Genomic DNA, 15,858 nt, shown 5'->3' with positions numbered 1-15,858 from the left:
GAAAAGGCCCGAAAATCGGCCAGCCGGGAACAGGATTTAGTAGATCACCGTCAAAAGCGGCAACCTGACAACCCGGGCATTCATTGCCTGTTCCAGCGTATCAAGCAATGCATCAAGATCGGCAATGTCAAATACACCGGTAACTTTCAAGTTATGGACCGCATCACGGGCAATGACGATGCGTTCGGCCTTATAGCGCTGAACTTCATCAATCACATCGCCCAAGGGACGGTTGTTAAAGATCAGCTTGCCGCGTTGCCAGCTTCCATACGCTGCCAGGTCAACGGTTCCATCTGCCTGCGGGCCGCGACCATTCTGATAAACGGCGCGATCCCCGGCCAAAAGGCGTATGCTGCTTCCGACACCGGTACTGACTTCAACGATACCTTCGCGCACCGTTACATTCACATGATCATCTTTGATGCGAACGCCATAGACGGTACCAACGGCCATGGCTTCGCCCCCCTGGGCGGAAACGATAAAGGGATGTTGCGCATCCTTGGCCACATCAAAGATCACCTCGCCCGCGGCCAGATCAACCCGTCGCACCCCGTCAGAGAAATCAATGGAAAAGGCCGACGCCGTATTCATGTGGGCCACCGTACCGTCCGGCAGATTGACGGTTTTGGCCCCCCCGATATCAGTGCTGTATTGTGCATTCCAGCGTGCCCAGATATCGCTTTGCATGCCAGCCCCGGTCACAATCATCAAAACAAACGCACAAAGCGATGCAGCCGTCAGGGCAAACCGCCGTGTGCCAAACCTTGCAACCGAACGGGCTGCCGGACGCTGTTTTGTTCGTGCTGGGCTATTTGGCTTTGCTGCATTTGGTGACAATGGCGCGACGTGCCCCGTCCAGTCCTGCGCGGTTTGCGTTTGATCCACCGCCCCAAACAGCGCCTCTGCATCACGGACTGCGCGCATATGCGCATCACTTTGGGCGGACCATTTGGCAAATGCCTGACGATCATGATCCGTCGCATCATCGGATTGCAGACGCACAAGCCAGTCAATGGCCTGATCGCTTAATGCGACCATGTCATTGTCATAGCCTTGCAGAGCTGGCTGCTGATGTGCGGATGCACCCGAATTCAAAGTAACCGTCCCCGATCCTGTGCCGCCTTTGATAAACGGCTGTTCCTGTTATTAAGACGAGTGAGCAGAACAAATGATGCCATTTTTTTTGACATTATTTTTCGCCCCCTGCCAAAAGCGCATCACGGCAATGCTTTAAGGCGCGACCAATATATTTCGCGACCATGCTGTTGGAAACACCAAGTTTCTCGGCAATCTCGGTATGGGACAATCCTTCTACCCGGAACATCAGCAATGCTGCACGGGCATTTTCCGGCAACTGTTTCAATGCCTGATCAAGCAGTTTGACCTGTTCACGTGACAGATAAATTCTTTCCGGGCCGGGTTCGGGATCACTGATCTCCGACGCACCATCTGCGCCGTCATGATGGGCGGATTGGCGGCGGTCACTTCTGATCTGATCAATCGCAAGGTTCCCGGCCACGCGATAGATATAGGCCCGGGGATTGTCGATTTCGTCGTCAGTATCTGGCGTTCTGGCAAGGCGAACAAAGGTGTCCTGGGCAACATCGGCGGCACGTTCGGAATCACCATTCAGCTTTCGGGTCAGAAACCGCAAAAGCTGTTCATAGTTTTCCTGAAAACTCGCAATAAGGACTGATGCGCTTTGGCGCGCCATCGCCGTTTTCCAACCAAGCCAGTAACACAAACCCGGCAGGTTCCCCTGCCCGGCTTCTGACTTAGCAGGATCAATTGAAAATGACAATGCGAATAATTATCAACAACTAATCATGCCCCCTCCAAAATCGCACGAAAAAGGCCGCCTTGCGAAACAAGGCAGCCCTTTGAATTCTTTATCATCAGCCTGCCAATTCAGACCGATGCGCCAGACTATCCGCGCCCGCGATACGGGGCAACGCCCTGCTCCGGGATCCACACACCTTCGGGTGCGGCACCGGTTTGATAAAACACATCAATCGGAATACCACCGCGCGGATACCAGTATCCTCCGATACGCAGCCATTTCGGATCAAGCGTTTCAACAATGCGTTTGCCAACCTTGATCGTGCAATCTTCATGGAATGAACCATGATTACGGAACGACGTCAGAAACAGCTTCAGTGACTTGCTTTCGACCAACCAGTCACCCGGCACATAGTCGATTACCAAATGGGCAAAATCGGGCTGCCCGGTGATCGGGCAAAGGGATGTGAATTCCGGTGCGACAAAGCGCACACAGTAATCGGTTCCGGCCTGCGGGTTCTGAACACGTTCAAGAACGGCTTCGTCTGGGGATGCCGGTTGTACCGTGTCACCGCCCAGCATGGTCAGATTGTCGTAAATGGTCTGATCGGCCATGACAGCCTCCTTAATCTTCGATGATCGGCACGGGATCGATATCCCCGCCTTCCTGTCCGGCATGGAAATCGCGCGCAAATGCCTCCATCCGGCCTTCGGCAATGGCTTCGCGCATGCCGCGCATCAAATCCTGATAATAGGCAAGGTTATGCCAGGTCAGCAGAACCGCACCCAGAATTTCACCCGCCTTGATCAGATGATGCAGATAGGCCCGCGAATATTTTGTACAAGCCGGACAATTGCACTGATCATCAAGCGGACGATCATCATCGCGATGACGGCCATTCTTAAGGTTCAAGGTCCCGCGATGAGTAAAGGCCTGCGCATTGCGGCCCGAACGGGTCGGAAGAACACAATCAAACTGATCAATCCCGCGCATCACCGCACCAACAAGGTCAGACGGCTTGCCGACCCCCATCAGGTAGCGCGGCTTGTTGGCTGGCAACATATCGACGCAGAAATCAAGCGTATCGAACATGATCTTCTGGCCTTCGCCAACCGCAAGACCACCAACCGAATGGCCCGGAAGATCAAGCTCGGCCAGCTTTTCTGAACTTTCACGACGCAGGTTTTCAAAAACGCTGCCCTGCTGAATGCCATAAAGCGCATAGCCTTCGCGTTCGACAAAGGCATCCTTGGAACGCTTGGCCCAACGCATCGACATCTGCATGCTTTCGCGGGCCTGCTGCTCGGTTGCTGGGAACGGCGTGCATTCGTCAAAGGCCATGGTGATGGTCGAGCCCAGCAAATGCTGGATTTCCATCGAACGTTCCGGCGTCAGGTTAAACTTGCGCCCGTCAATGTGGCTTTTAAAGGTGACACCTTCTTCAGTGATCTTGCGCAATTTTGCCAGCGACATGACCTGATACCCGCCACTGTCAGTCAGGATCGGTTTGTCCCAGTTCATAAATTTGTGCAAACCACCAAGACGCGCAATGCGTTCCGCACCAGGACGCAACATCAAATGGTACGTATTACCCAAAAGGATTTGCGCCCCTGTATCCGCGACGTTTTCCGGCAACATGCCCTTAACCGTGGCGGCAGTCCCCACCGGCATGAAAGTCGGCGTATCAATAACGCCGTGCGCGGTGTGGATGCGCCCCAAACGGGCCTTGCCATCCTGGGCAAGCAATTCATAGCGAAATTCGGTCATGACAATTTATGTCCGTGCATCAATTTTACTGGCGCATTCAAGCAGACTGCAATCGCCATAAGAATAAAAACGGTACTCGTTTTCGATCGCGTGATTATAGGCGGCCTTCATGCGTTCAAACCCGGCAAAGGCCGAAACCAGCATGAACAGGGTCGAACGCGGCAGATGGAAGTTGGTCAAAAGCATGTCGACCGCGCGGAACTTGTAACCAGGCGTGATAAAGATGTCGGTTTCCGCTTCGAACGGTTCAACCACACCATCTTCGCGCGCCGCACTTTCAAGCAGCCGCAGCGACGTCGTACCCACCGCAACAACCCGCCCGCCTTTGGCGCGCGTTTCGTTGATCAGATCAGCGATTTCCTTGCTGATCGATCCCCATTCCGCATGCATTTTATGGTCATCGGTATCATCAACCTTGACCGGAAGGAACGTGCCCGCCCCGACATGCAGGGTTATGGTGCGGCGATTGATCCCGCGCGCATCCAGATTGGCCAAAAGTTCCGGGGTAAAATGCAGCCCTGCTGTCGGGGCTGCCACCGCGCCGTCTTTCTGGGCAAAGATCGTCTGATAATCGGATTTGTCCTGATCGTTGCCGCCGGCTTCGCGACGGATATAGGGCGGCAGCGGCATGACACCGTATTTTTCAAGTGCCGCAATCAGATCAGCACCCGAACGGTTGAATTTCAGCGTAACCTCGCCGCCATCCTTCTTATCAAGCACTTCGGCTTCGAATTCGTCATTGACCTTGAAGGTTTCCCCGATCCGAAGCTTTTTGGCCGGCTTTGCAAACGCCACCCATTCGGCCAGTCCTTCCTGCTTGTGCAGGGTCACTTCGACCTTGGCGTCTCCGCGCTTGCCAAACAGGCGCGCCGGGATCACGCGGGTATCATTGGAAATAAGCAAATCACCCGGGCGCAAAATATCGGGCAGTTCGCGCACGATACGGTCGGTCATTCCGCCAGCAGACAGATCAAGCATGCGTGCAGCATCACGCGGATTTGCCGGATGTTCGGCAATGCGTTCGCGCGGCAATTCGAAATCGAACAGATCGACTTTCATGGATCGGGATTATTCCGGTTGATTGGACAAACAATTGAAGGGGCGTTTTATGCGCCCCTTCGTTCAAAACCACAAGGCTTGGCGCGTCATATCAGCCCTGTGCCGGTTCCGCATTCAGGCGCGGCGTTACCACCGCCATCAACAGACGGAACGGCGCAAGACAAGTCAGCGCCATGATCACCTTGGCAGTGAAATCACCCAGTGCCCAGGTATCCCACGGAAGACCGGTCCCGGCAAAGGCGATCGAAAAGAACAATGCCGTATCAACAGCCGAACCGATGCCAGATGAAACGAGCGGTGCTTTCCACCAGGTTGCCTGACGCAGTTTGTCAAAGATGGTGACATCAAGCATCTGGGCAATCAGGAAAGCAGTACCGGACGCGATGGCGATCCGCGTGTCAGCAAGGATCAGCGACAACACAACAGCCAGGGCAAAGCCCGCCAGCACAACAATACGTGCGGCCCCTGCACCGCGTGCACGGTTGGTCAGATCGGTTACCAGAAACGCTACCGGATAGGTAAAGGCGCCATAGGTCAGCCAATCCGCCAACACGCCCGGAAGCGGGTATTCGACCAGAATGTTCGACGCAACAACAGTCGCCGCCATTGCCAGAATGCCGAAAATGATCGCTTTCATCTTTTCGTCCTTCAAAAAGGTGAACCCACGCATAGCAAATCTCGCGGCCCACCTTACTGGGCGACGATCAAGACCGGGTTCGGATAACTTTGGTTGGGGCGCTGTTTACGCCCAGCCCCCCGTATGGTCAAGGAAAAACGGCGGCCAGGTTACCCTGACCGCCGCTGCAGATCGCTGCAAGTCGCCCCGGGGAAAGTGGGACGCCGTGCCGCGAAACTTTATTTTTATTGCAATTACAGCATGATACCGCGAATGGTGAAGAACAGCAGCGCCCCAAGGAAGGCACCGGCCGGAACCGTCACCACCCAGGCCGTTGCAATCGTCACCGCATAGCGACGGCGCACCAGAAGACGCTTGCGCAGTTTCTTCTCGGCCCGTTCTGCTTCGTTCGGATCAATCTGACGCAATGCTTCGAGATGTTCGTCGGACTGTTCGCCTTCCGGCGCGTCTACCAGCATCGGCGGTGCTACCTGACGACGACGATGCGACAGGCTTTCACGCAGGAAACCGACACCAAACACCGCGCCGACCGCAATGTGGGTCGAGCTGACAGGAAGACCGAGTGCCGAGGCCACAATCACGGTCAATGCCGCCGAAAGCGCAACCGTATAGGCACGGATCGGATCAAGTTTGGTGATTTTGGAGCCAACGGTTTTGATCAGTTTCGGACCAAACAGGATCAGACCAGCCGAAATACCAAGCGCACCAATCACCATAACCCAGATCGGGATCGGGGCCTTGGTCACGATTTCACCGCTATCCACACCCGATACGATGGCTGCAAGCGGGCCAATCGCGTTGGCAACGTCGTTAGAACCGTGGGCAAAGGACAAAAGAGCTGCCGACACAACAAGCGGAATACGGAACAGCGATGCAATTTCCTTGCGCCGTCCGGTCATCGATGCCGATGCACGAATCACGGCCTTGCGAACCGGAATGACAGTAATGAAGAATGCGGCGATACCAATGGCAATCACAACCGGGGTATCGGCCTTCCAGATTTTCTTCACACCCTTCATCATCAGATACATCGAGAATGCCGAAACCATCACGCCCACGAGGATCGGAACCCATTTGCGTGCGGCCGCAACGCGGTCTTCGGTATAGATGATGCGGAATTTGATAAAGGCCAAGAAGCCCGCGGCAATCAGACCACCCAAAACCGGGGAAATCACCCAGCTGGCAGCAATGGTGCCCATGGTCGGCCAGTTGACAGCACCAAGCCCGACGGCAGCCATGCCGGCACCCATCACACCGCCAACGATCGAATGCGTGGTTGATACCGGCGCCCCGAGCCAGGTCGCCAGGTTCAGCCAAAGGGCAGCAGCCAAAAGCGCCGCCATCATCGCCCAGACAAAGGTCTGTGCATCAGGCATCTGGTTTGGATCGATAATGCCGTTCTTGATGGTCCCGACAACGTCGCCACCGGCAATGATCGCACCTGCGGCTTCGAACACGGCGGCAATCAACAGCGCGCCAACCATGGTCAGTGCTTTCGAGCCGACTGCAGGACCGACATTGTTGGCAACATCATTGGCACCGATATTGAGCGCCATGTAACCGCCGATCACAGCAGCGGCGATCAGGAAGCCACTTTGCGGCAGTCCGCCCATGTGAAAGGCGACAAACGCACTACAGGCAAGCAGGAAAACAATGGCAAGACCAAGTTTTGCACTGATCGACGCAGTTGCGCCCATCCCGGCATCCATGCGCTTTTGCCACTTGAGGTCCTTATCCAGAGCAGTTTTTTTAACCGACATAATCAACCGTTACCACAAAAGGGAATCGACGCGCGGATCATGTCGAAGCCGAGCCCGTTTGTTAAGGTTTTTTTGCCGTTATATTACAACATACGAACAACCGTCTGAGGACAAACGAAAAACGGCCCCGCAATACAGGGCCGTTTTCTGTGTCATCACGATGCCGGACGCCTAGCGACCAAACTGATTCAAAAGCCCTTTCAAAAGGCCCTTTGCCGCATCTTCGGGCGAATTGCCACCTGATCCGGTATCACTGTTACCAGAGCTGCTTCCGCCAAGTGCCTTATCAAGGATGTTATCCAGAACCTTGACCGCAACCTTGTCCATGCGTCCGGTAATGACCGGATCATCGATCTTGCCTTTGGCATAAACGCTAAACGGCGGCAGTTCTTCGATCTTCTTGGAAAAATCGAAATCTGCGGTCGTATCCATCACCCATTTCGGAAGATCAAGCGTCGCATCGGCATCCGCCGTCCCGACACGCGAAAGCGCTTCGACACGGGTGGTCTTGGCAATGCCCTTGGTGATGGTGATGTCACCTTCAAGCGATTGCAGCAGATCGTTGTTGCCAACCCCTTCGACGACCATTGCCTGCGGCCCCTGACGCAACAGGGCTTCGATATTGAGCTTCGGATCACTCGACCGTTTTGACGCATTGCTGAACCGGACTTCGGTCAAAACCAGATTGGCCGTGCCGTTCAGGGCCGAAACCAGACGGCGTGACGTATTGCCCGATGCCGTAACATCGAATTTAAGGTTCGCACCGCCAATAATCGTATCATTGGCAACCTTGATCGGCGTCAGCCTTTCGATCCGCGCACCATCAAGATCCCCCTTCAGGGCAAGTTGCGGCACATCCGTGTTGCGTGCATCAAACGTCCCGTTGATGCCAAGATCACCATCCCCCAACAGTCCCTTGAAGTTCGAGATCGTCAGAAGTCCCTGAACCAGGGTTGCCTTCAGATCCGGGTTCACAAGGCTGTAGGTATCGAAATCAAGCTGATCAAGCGCAATGGCGATATTGGCATCAATCGATCGCAATGCCGATACGTCAATGACGGTATCATCCCACGGCGTACCATCACGCGCATCAACCCTTGTTGCGGTCATGCTTGCCGGCAGATTGAACGCGGCCTTGCGCGGACCACTGCCAATACCGGGCATAAGACCCGCGCGCTTCTGGGCTGGCACGAACGGATCGACGACCAGTTTGCCACCAGAAAGTGCGACAGTCAGTTTCGGCTGTGCCTGGCTGCCATCAAAGGTCACCTTACCCGCGGTTTCGAACGCACCAAGCACAAGCTTCAGATCATCAAGCGTAACATTTTGCGCATTGCCCTTGACCGTGCTGGAAACGGCCAGTCGGCCAAGATTGCCTGATGGCGTATAGGCGGGCGCAACAAGATCAAGCGCGCGGTTCAGACTGGATGCCTGCACCGCCAGTTTGCCATCCAGTCCCGGATTGGCACCCAGCATCTGCGACACCACACCATCAAGCGCCACCTGCATAAGCGGGTTGGACACATCAAGCTTAAGGGTCGGACCGGTAATCGGACCATTCAGGCCAAGATTTGCCTGAATGCTTTTATAGCTGCTTGCCGGTGCCGGAAGCGTAATGCCCGTAAGCTTGACAAGCGGTTCCAGTGTCTTTGCGGTTACCCGGACAGACAGATTTTCAAAAGCCGGGATGTCGGCACTGCCATTAAAGGTACCCTTTGCCGATGCACTCAGCCCTGCGGCATCTGAAACGGCAAAATTGCCAAGGGTGATATCGCGCCCCTTGATGCTGCCATCAATCATGATGCCGCGCACCGCAACACCCGACGAAATGATTTCATCGGCAGCCAGCCGGTAATTTGCCGCCAGCCCATCAAGCGGCGCCAATGCGTCCTTGATGACCTTGACCATGTCTTCCTTGGCCGCGGTCGCGTTTGAAGCACCGTTCGCAGTCCCGCCGGCGGCGGACGTCCCGGTTGCGGTGCCATTGCCCGCGCTGCCCGACGTCGTTGCGGATGCATCGCCACCGGTCTGGGCGGTTGCGACATACTGATCAAGATTGATCCGGTCGAGCTTCAAGCCGATACCAAGTGCCGGCAGCCCCGACCCGCCAAGATTGGCAACAACCGCACCACGAATGGCGGTATCATCAATCCGAAGATCAAGATCGGAAATGTTCAACTGATCGGGCGTTCCCTTGATCCCGCCAGTCAGCGAAAACCGGCGCAGCCTGTCTGCACGAACACCGTCAACATCAACACCCAGCCAACGGATCACCGCCCGGATATTTTCCGATGCCATTTCATAGCTCAGCGCCGCAGACAGTTTGGGCTTTTCGCCGGAAATGCTGCCGAATACGGCAAAGTCGGTCCCGCCCGGAAGGCCCGCTGAAACCTCGTTCAGGGTGACCTTGCTGTTGGCAATCGCGGCATTGACCCGCGCATTGTGAACCGGGGTCTGATTGTAAATAAGGGTCTCGACTTCAAAATCGATCGCGGCTGTCAGATCAGCCGGAATAATCGGTGCATTTGCACTGTCGCCCTTTTTAACCGAACTTTGCGACGGGATGGATTGCGCGCCGCCATCGGTTGCACCGTCATTGCCCGAAGTTGCGGTATCTGTCGGTGACGAACCCGAAGCTGCCCCGGCCCCGTCACCCATATCGGCAAGAACCAGAATGCTATCAAGGTCAAGCTGGTTGAACCGCAATGCGACATCGGCACGCATGCTGGGTTCCTGATCAATGGCAATGGCGCCCGAACCACGGGTCTCGCCAAAGCGGATCGACAGATCATTTAACGTGACCGACTTTGCATTCGCGGTGATGTGACCACCAAGATCAAGCGGCTTTGCCGCAATATCGGGGATTTCCGCACCATCACCGGCAATACGCAGGGCCGCCTCGCGAAGGTCCTTGAAATCACCGTCAATCTGACCATCAAAGCCGGGACTGTCGGTTGAAAGATCGACGCGCCCGGCAACGGTGACACCACCGTCAACCTTGTCGATGCCGACTTTCAGGCTGATCGGGAACGGCGCAACCTGACTGATCTGACCGACATTAAAGCCAAATGTCAGCGGGATACCGCGATAGAAAACGTACCCTTCCCCTTCGAGCGGACCATTCAGACTGTCGGCCGACACACCAACCGTCAGACCCTCGATACGTTCGACCGAACCCGGGGTGCGGTAAATGATGGTGGCATTTTCGATTTCAAGACGATCGATCTTGATCGTGCTTGCGAAATCACTGCCGGATGCGGTTTCGTCAGTCCCGGTTGTGGCACTGCCGCTATTTTCCTCGTTGGCTGCCGGGGTCTGGGGTTCAGTTTGCGGAACTGTTATCGTGCCTGCATCCGGTCCGGAACGCGGCGCGGCTGCCGGATCAAAGACCAGATTGTTCGTACCGTTATCAAATGTTTCGATTGCGATGACCGGATCAATCAGGCTGACTTCAGTAACCTGGATATTGCCGGTAAGCAGCGGCATCAGGGCAACCGAAACCCGCGCCTCTTCAATCGAAACCATGTCGGCATCCTGTGCGCCGGGCAAATTGCCCAAGGTCACCTGACTTGCCGAAAGCGACGGCGAAGGGATCAGCGACATCGACAGGTCGCCCGTCAGAACAAGCTCCCTGCCCGTCGCATCCCGGACGGCCTGGGTGATCTGTGCCTTGTAGCCATTCCAGTCAATCAGGGACGGAATGATCAGCAATGCGGCTACAAGCACCACTACTAACGCACCGATTACGGCAAGGATCTTTTTCAACAGTCAGGCTCCGCTCGCTCGCAAGGTCACACTGCCGTTTGGCCGTGACCCTCAATGGTTTGATTTTCAGTCCAAAATCATAGGGCTCGTGACATCTGTCGCAACAGAAAATGGCGAGAGAATGTTGTATTCATTACACGACATGGTGTGCGATCTTGCGGGAAGCATTTTTCCACCGCCTTATCGCCCCGGCCCATAACATGTGAGCAGCCCCCGGACACGGGTCAAGCATCGCGCAGAAATCGCAAAATTTTTAACAAATAAAAACAAGCATCGAACAGACCGTAACCAAACCATAAATTCCAGTTTTGACACACCTTTCGAGCCAAATACATAGTTTAAAATCAACTGGATACTGGAAATCGTCGATTAAAATGATACATTTTAGAAAACAATAAATTCAATCCTGACTTTCATTCAAATCGAAAGATCATCGCGCTTTTCCGCGACAGGGAGGATGAAAATGACCGATACAACAATTCAAACGCCAGAAAACACGGTCGACAACGGACTGCACGGTATTACGATCCGGACCATCACAACCGACCAGTCCGGCAAATGGCTTCAGGCCGGCTGGCGGGACTTCAAACAGACACCGGCGATTGGCCTGACCTATGGTGCGCTTTGCGTCCTGGCTGGGTGGCTCGTGATCCTGAGCATCTTTCGAACCGGACAGCCTTATCTGACCTTGCCGCTGGCTGCGGGCTTCATGCTTTTGGCACCGCTTGTCGCCGTGGGCCTTTACGAAACCAGCCGCCGCCTTGAGATGGGCGAAAATGTCACCATCTGGCACAGCCTGAACGGTTTTCGCCGCAACCCCGGCCAGATCGGGGCGATCGGTGTTGTGCTGATGCTGTTCTTCCTGGCATGGACGCGGATTGCGATGTTGCTGTTCGCGCTGTTTTACAACGGAACCATGCCGTCACTTGATGCCCTGATTTGGGAAACATTCTTTTCGCGCGATGCGATTACATTCCTGATTACCGGCTCCATCCTTGGCGGTGCGCTGGCGATCATTGTTTTTGCCATTTCGGTGGTCTCGATCCCGCTTCTGGTTGATCGCGATGTTGATGTGATTACCGCTGTCATCATCAGTGTGAATGCGTTTCGCAAAAACTGGAAAGTTCTGATCGGCTGGGCTGCGGTGATTGCCATTCTTGCCGCCTGTGGCATGGTTGTCTTCATGTTCGGACTGGCGATCATGATGCCGTTGCTTGGCTATTCAAGCTGGCACGCCTATCGCGGGATCATTGACGCCAGTCACGCCGATGTCGCACGTCTGCGTCGACAGGTGCCGTAACCAGCTCAACAAACCAGACCATCCTCCAAACGCCGCCGCACTGGCGGCGTTTTTGTGCCCAAAGCCGAAATTGTGATAAACAGATCACATCATTGCGGGAACAATCATGGCATCGTATTGTTTCACGGTTACAATAGATTGCCCGGTTTTCTGTAATCGGGCCCCGCATCCAGACAGCACTTACAAACCCGCCACAAATTGTCCAAATTCTGTGGTCATAGGGTCAGGACCAATTAATATCCGAACTTCACATGTTTCCCTGCAACCATCTGCGTTCATGAGATAATTCATTATGTATCAGGCCCCGGCAGTTCGTCATCTTGTCGTACTTTCAGCGTCACTGATTGCCTTAGTCGCCGGGATGGGAACCCTGCATGCCCAGACCAATACGGCAGACGGGCCGCAATCAACGCGTACGCCGGATGAAAAATGGGGTGTGTCGCTTTCGGTTGAAAACGACCTTTTCACACCGACCAACAGTGATCAGCATTACACCAACGGTGTGCGACTGGCCTTTGTCTCCCCGGAAGACAGTGCGCCCGCGGCCTTTTTGAACGTTGCCAAACAGGTCCCGTTTTTCGCATCCGAAGGCCGCATTCGCACCAGCTATTCGCTGGGCCAGACCATGTATACCCCCGACGACATAACCATCGCCGAACACCAGCCCGATGATCGCCCCTGGGCCGGGATGCTGTACGGGACGGCGGGGCTTCTGTCTGATACCGGACTGAAATCCGATGATGGCGAAAGCAACTATTCGCGCATCGATACGCTTGAACTGACACTTGGCGTTGTGGGCCCGGCATCCCTTGCCGACAAAACGCAGGATTTCGTGCATAAACTGATCGACAGCCCACGCCCGGAAGGCTGGGACAACCAGATCAAGAATGAACCGATCATTGGCCTGACCTATGAACGGAAATATCGCAGCTGGTTTGAAGCCGATGTTTCAGGCATCGAGTTTGATGCCACACCGCACGGGGCGGTGACCCTTGGCAATGCGTTCACCAATGCCGAAATCGGGACTATGTTCCGCATGGGCTTTGACCTGCCTGCCGATTACGGCCCGCCCCGCATTCGCCCAAGCCTGCCCGGTTCGGACTTCTTTGTCCCGGATACAGAAGGCTTCCCGGTCAGCGGATATCTTTTCGCGGGCTTTGCCGGCCGCTATGTGGTGCGCGACATCACCCTTGATGGCAATACCTTTGCCGACAGTGCGTCGGTCGACAAGGAACCGCTGGTCGGGGACCTTCAGATCGGTTTTGCGATGATCATCGGCCAGGCGCGCCTGACCTACACACATGTCTATCGCACCCCGGAATTCACCGCCCAAAGCGGTGCCGATCAGTTTGGATCGATTTCACTGTCATTCCGCTTCTGACGAAAAACGGGGCCCAAGGGCCCCGTTTTGCATCAAATTTCCAAATTGTATGATGATATCAAAGCCCGGGGATCAGCTTGCCCGGATTCATCAGACCTTTGGGATCAATGGCCGCTTTGATGGCGCGCATCATGGCGATCGTATCTTCGCCATGTTCGGCAACCATGAAGTCGAGCTTGCCATAACCGATGCCATGTTCACCCGTACAGGTACCGCCAAGCTTCAGGGCACGTTCCACCATGCGTTTGTGCAGGCGGTTGGCTTCTTCCATCTGTGCCGGATCTTCGGGATCGAGCAGGATCAGTGTGTGGAAGTTGCCATCGCCGACATGACCGATGATGGTGCAGGTCAGCGGGCTGGCATCGCAATCGGCACGGGTTTCGGTGATGGCTTCGGCCAGTTTTGAAATCGGCACACACACATCGGTCGGCATGCCGGCCTTGCCCGGTTCAAGCTGAAGCGACGCGTAATAGGCCTTGTGGCGTGCGGCCCACAGCTTGTTGCGATCTTCCTGGCGGGTTGCCCACTGGAATTCCTCGGCACCGTATTCTTCGGCCACGGACTGAACAAACTCGGCCTGTTCCTTCACACCGGCTTCGGTGCCATGGAATTCAAAGAACAGGGTCGGGGCTTCTTTGTGGTCCAGCTTGGAATAGTTGTTGACCGCGCGGACCTGCAATTCATCAAGGAATTCGATCCGGGCAACCGGAATACCGGCCTGGATGGTCAGGATCACGGTATCAACTGCGGCCTCGACCGTCGGGAAGGCACAGACAGCAGCCGACATGGCTTCCGGGATGCCATAAAGCTTCAATCCGATTTCCGTGATCACACCAAGCGTGCCCTCGGACCCGACAAACAGACGGGTCAGGTCATAACCGGCCGATGATTTGCGGGCACGATTGGCGGTTTTGATGATCTTGCCTTCCGGGGTCACCACAGTCAGGCTCAGCACATTGTCGCGCATGGTGCCATACCGTACCGCATTGGTACCCGATGCGCGGGTTGCAGTCATGCCGCCGATCGATGCATTCGCACCCGGATCAATCGGGAAAAACAGACCGGTATCGCGCAGATGATCATTAAGCTGTTCGCGCGTTACACCGGCCTGAACACGGCAATCAAGATCCTCGTTATTGACCTCAAGGATCGCGTCCATCCGCGATACATCAATGCAAATCCCGCCACGCAATGCCGCAACATGCCCTTCAAGCGATGAACCCGTACCAAACGGAACAATCGGGACATTGTGGGCAACACACAGCTTGACGACTTCAGCGACTTCTTCGGTCGAGGTTGCAAAAACCACCGCATCGGGTGGCGATGCCTCGTGCCAGCTTTCATCCTTGCCATGCTGTTCAAGCACAGCCTGCGCAGTTGACAGCCGATCGCCCAGCATCTCGCGCAGGGCGCTGATCAGGCTTTCCGGGGTTTCGATGCGTTCGTATTGGCGATCTGACATGATTTTGCTCTTTGGTCTTTTCAATCCGGGTGGCGGTCGCAACCCGAACCAGAATGATGTGGGGTCTGATCCGGATTACGCGATAAGGGCTGACACCTTACGCCGAGATGATCGAAATTGGTAATACCTTTTGACCGGTTTGGCAAAAATTCAAACCCGATAAATCTGTCGCGCCCGTCAAAACATGCGGGCACGACAGATCCATCTTGATGCCGGCAAGCCCGTCTTAGCCCTTGTTGCGATCCTGCGGCAGGGCCGCGGCAATGCGGTCTGCCAGCCGCGAGAATGGCAAACTTTGCAGCCAGACCGTACCAGGACCTTCAAGGGTCGTGACAAACAGCCCCTCGCCGCCAAACAGTGCATTGGTAAAACCGCCAACAAATTTGATCGAATAATCAATGGATGGCGTCATTGCGACCAGCGCCCCGGTATCCACGCGCAAGGTCTGGCCTGCTTGCAAATCCTTGCGGATGATCGTGCCCCCGGCATGCATGAAGGCCATGCCATCACCGCTGAGGCGCTGAAGGATGAAACCTTCACCGCCAAACAGGCCCGCACCGATCTTTTTGGAAAAGGCGATATCAATATCGATCCCGGCCGCAGCACACAGGAACGCATCCTTCTGACAGATGATTTCACCACCAAGTTCCGCCAGATCAAGTGCCACCACCTTACCCGGATAGGGGGCGGCAAAGGCAACATGCCCCTTGCCCGATCCTTCATGGACAAAGCTTGTGATAAAGAATCCTTCGCCGGTCAGCATGCGCTTGAACCCTGAAAACAGGCCCCCGCCCGTCCCGGTCTGCATGGCAATGCCATCGCCCATATACATCATGGCACCGGCTTCGGCCCGGACACCCTCGCCCGGATCGAGTTCGATTTCGACCAACTGCATTTCTTCGCCATGGATCGTATAGTCGATCACGTCTGCCATGCGGGCGTCTCCT

The 15,858-nt window shown here is 55.3% G+C and carries 12 protein-coding genes; 2 read left to right on the top strand and 10 right to left on the bottom strand.

Going from position 1 to position 15,858, the window contains the following annotated elements:
• Positions 1-36: 36 nt before the first annotated feature.
• The 8 genes from SIB88_RS06945 to SIB88_RS06910 form a co-directional block, all read right to left on the bottom strand.
• Positions 37-1,095 (bottom strand): FecR family protein, encoded by a 1,059-nt coding sequence (locus SIB88_RS06945; RefSeq protein WP_412557707.1) that lies wholly within the window; start codon positions 1,093-1,095, stop codon positions 37-39.
• Between the two features lie 94 nt (positions 1,096-1,189).
• The gene (locus SIB88_RS06940) at positions 1,190-1,714 is read right to left on the bottom strand and encodes an RNA polymerase sigma factor (RefSeq protein WP_412557706.1); all 525 of its coding nucleotides are present in this window, start codon (positions 1,712-1,714) and stop codon (positions 1,190-1,192) included.
• A 212-nt stretch (positions 1,715-1,926) separates the two neighbouring features.
• On the bottom strand, positions 1,927-2,394 hold the full coding sequence (queF, locus tag SIB88_RS06935; RefSeq protein ID WP_068519555.1) for a preQ(1) synthase: 468 nt from the start codon (positions 2,392-2,394) through the stop codon (positions 1,927-1,929).
• 10 nt (positions 2,395-2,404) lie between these two features.
• A complete protein-coding gene (gene tgt / locus SIB88_RS06930; protein WP_412557705.1) occupies positions 2,405-3,547 on the bottom strand; it encodes a tRNA guanosine(34) transglycosylase Tgt in 1,143 nt (380 codons plus the stop codon).
• Between the two features lie 6 nt (positions 3,548-3,553).
• Complete coding sequence (queA, locus tag SIB88_RS06925) at positions 3,554-4,606, bottom strand: tRNA preQ1(34) S-adenosylmethionine ribosyltransferase-isomerase QueA (protein ID WP_288350477.1); 1,053 nt, start codon at positions 4,604-4,606, stop codon at positions 3,554-3,556.
• A gap of 91 nt (positions 4,607-4,697) precedes the next feature.
• On the bottom strand, positions 4,698-5,243 hold the full coding sequence (locus SIB88_RS06920; protein ID WP_068519726.1) for a VUT family protein: 546 nt from the start codon (positions 5,241-5,243) through the stop codon (positions 4,698-4,700).
• Between the two features lie 233 nt (positions 5,244-5,476).
• Positions 5,477-7,003: an inorganic phosphate transporter gene (locus tag SIB88_RS06915; protein ID WP_250282417.1), complete on the bottom strand. Its 1,527-nt coding sequence runs from the start codon at positions 7,001-7,003 to the stop codon at positions 5,477-5,479.
• Positions 7,004-7,174: 171 nt separating this feature from the next.
• Positions 7,175-10,768 carry an AsmA family protein gene (locus tag SIB88_RS06910; protein WP_412557704.1) on the bottom strand — a complete coding sequence of 1,198 codons (3,594 nt, stop codon included), beginning with the start codon at positions 10,766-10,768 and terminating at the stop codon, positions 7,175-7,177.
• Between the two features lie 463 nt (positions 10,769-11,231).
• Here SIB88_RS06910 and SIB88_RS06905 point away from each other — a divergent pair, with 463 nt between their 5' ends.
• Both SIB88_RS06905 and SIB88_RS06900 read left to right on the top strand, forming a co-directional pair.
• Positions 11,232-12,068, top strand: coding sequence for a DUF2189 domain-containing protein (locus SIB88_RS06905; protein WP_412557703.1), 837 nt, complete (start codon positions 11,232-11,234; stop codon positions 12,066-12,068).
• Between the two features lie 292 nt (positions 12,069-12,360).
• Positions 12,361-13,449, top strand: coding sequence for a lipid A deacylase LpxR family protein (locus SIB88_RS06900; protein ID WP_068519549.1), 1,089 nt, complete (start codon positions 12,361-12,363; stop codon positions 13,447-13,449).
• A 58-nt stretch (positions 13,450-13,507) separates the two neighbouring features.
• Here the strand turns inward: SIB88_RS06900 and SIB88_RS06895 are convergent, their stop codons facing one another.
• Positions 13,508-14,911, bottom strand: a complete 1,404-nt coding sequence (locus SIB88_RS06895; RefSeq protein ID WP_068519548.1) for an FAD-linked oxidase C-terminal domain-containing protein — start codon at positions 14,909-14,911, stop codon at positions 13,508-13,510.
• A 226-nt stretch (positions 14,912-15,137) separates the two neighbouring features.
• On the bottom strand, positions 15,138-15,845 hold the full coding sequence (locus tag SIB88_RS06890) for a TIGR00266 family protein (RefSeq protein ID WP_101245915.1): 708 nt from the start codon (positions 15,843-15,845) through the stop codon (positions 15,138-15,140).
• Positions 15,846-15,858: the final 13 nt, after the last annotated feature.

Origin of the sequence: Thalassospira sp. MIT121401, assembly GCF_047125595.1 — a bacterium.
GTDB lineage: Bacteria > Pseudomonadota > Alphaproteobacteria > Rhodospirillales > Thalassospiraceae > Thalassospira > Thalassospira povalilytica.
Note: the sequence above shows the minus strand (reverse complement) of the source record. Positions and strands in the feature narration are given on the sequence as shown.

Coding starts and splice junctions, on each gene's coding strand:
- SIB88_RS06940 (WP_412557706.1), bottom strand. CDS start 1,714: ATGGCGCGCCAAAGCGCATCAGTCCTTATTGCGAGTTTTCAGGAAAAC.
- queF (WP_068519555.1), bottom strand. CDS start 2,394: ATGGCCGATCAGACCATTTACGACAATCTGACCATGCTGGGCGGTGAC.
- tgt (WP_412557705.1), bottom strand. CDS start 3,547: ATGACCGAATTTCGCTATGAATTGCTTGCCCAGGATGGCAAGGCCCGT.
- queA (WP_288350477.1), bottom strand. CDS start 4,606: ATGAAAGTCGATCTGTTCGATTTCGAATTGCCGCGCGAACGCATTGCC.
- SIB88_RS06920 (WP_068519726.1), bottom strand. CDS start 5,243: ATGAAAGCGATCATTTTCGGCATTCTGGCAATGGCGGCGACTGTTGTT.
- SIB88_RS06915 (WP_250282417.1), bottom strand. CDS start 7,003: ATGTCGGTTAAAAAAACTGCTCTGGATAAGGACCTCAAGTGGCAAAAG.
- SIB88_RS06905 (WP_412557703.1), top strand. CDS start 11,232: ATGACCGATACAACAATTCAAACGCCAGAAAACACGGTCGACAACGGA.
- SIB88_RS06900 (WP_068519549.1), top strand. CDS start 12,361: ATGTATCAGGCCCCGGCAGTTCGTCATCTTGTCGTACTTTCAGCGTCA.
- SIB88_RS06895 (WP_068519548.1), bottom strand. CDS start 14,911: ATGTCAGATCGCCAATACGAACGCATCGAAACCCCGGAAAGCCTGATC.
- SIB88_RS06890 (WP_101245915.1), bottom strand. CDS start 15,845: ATGGCAGACGTGATCGACTATACGATCCATGGCGAAGAAATGCAGTTG.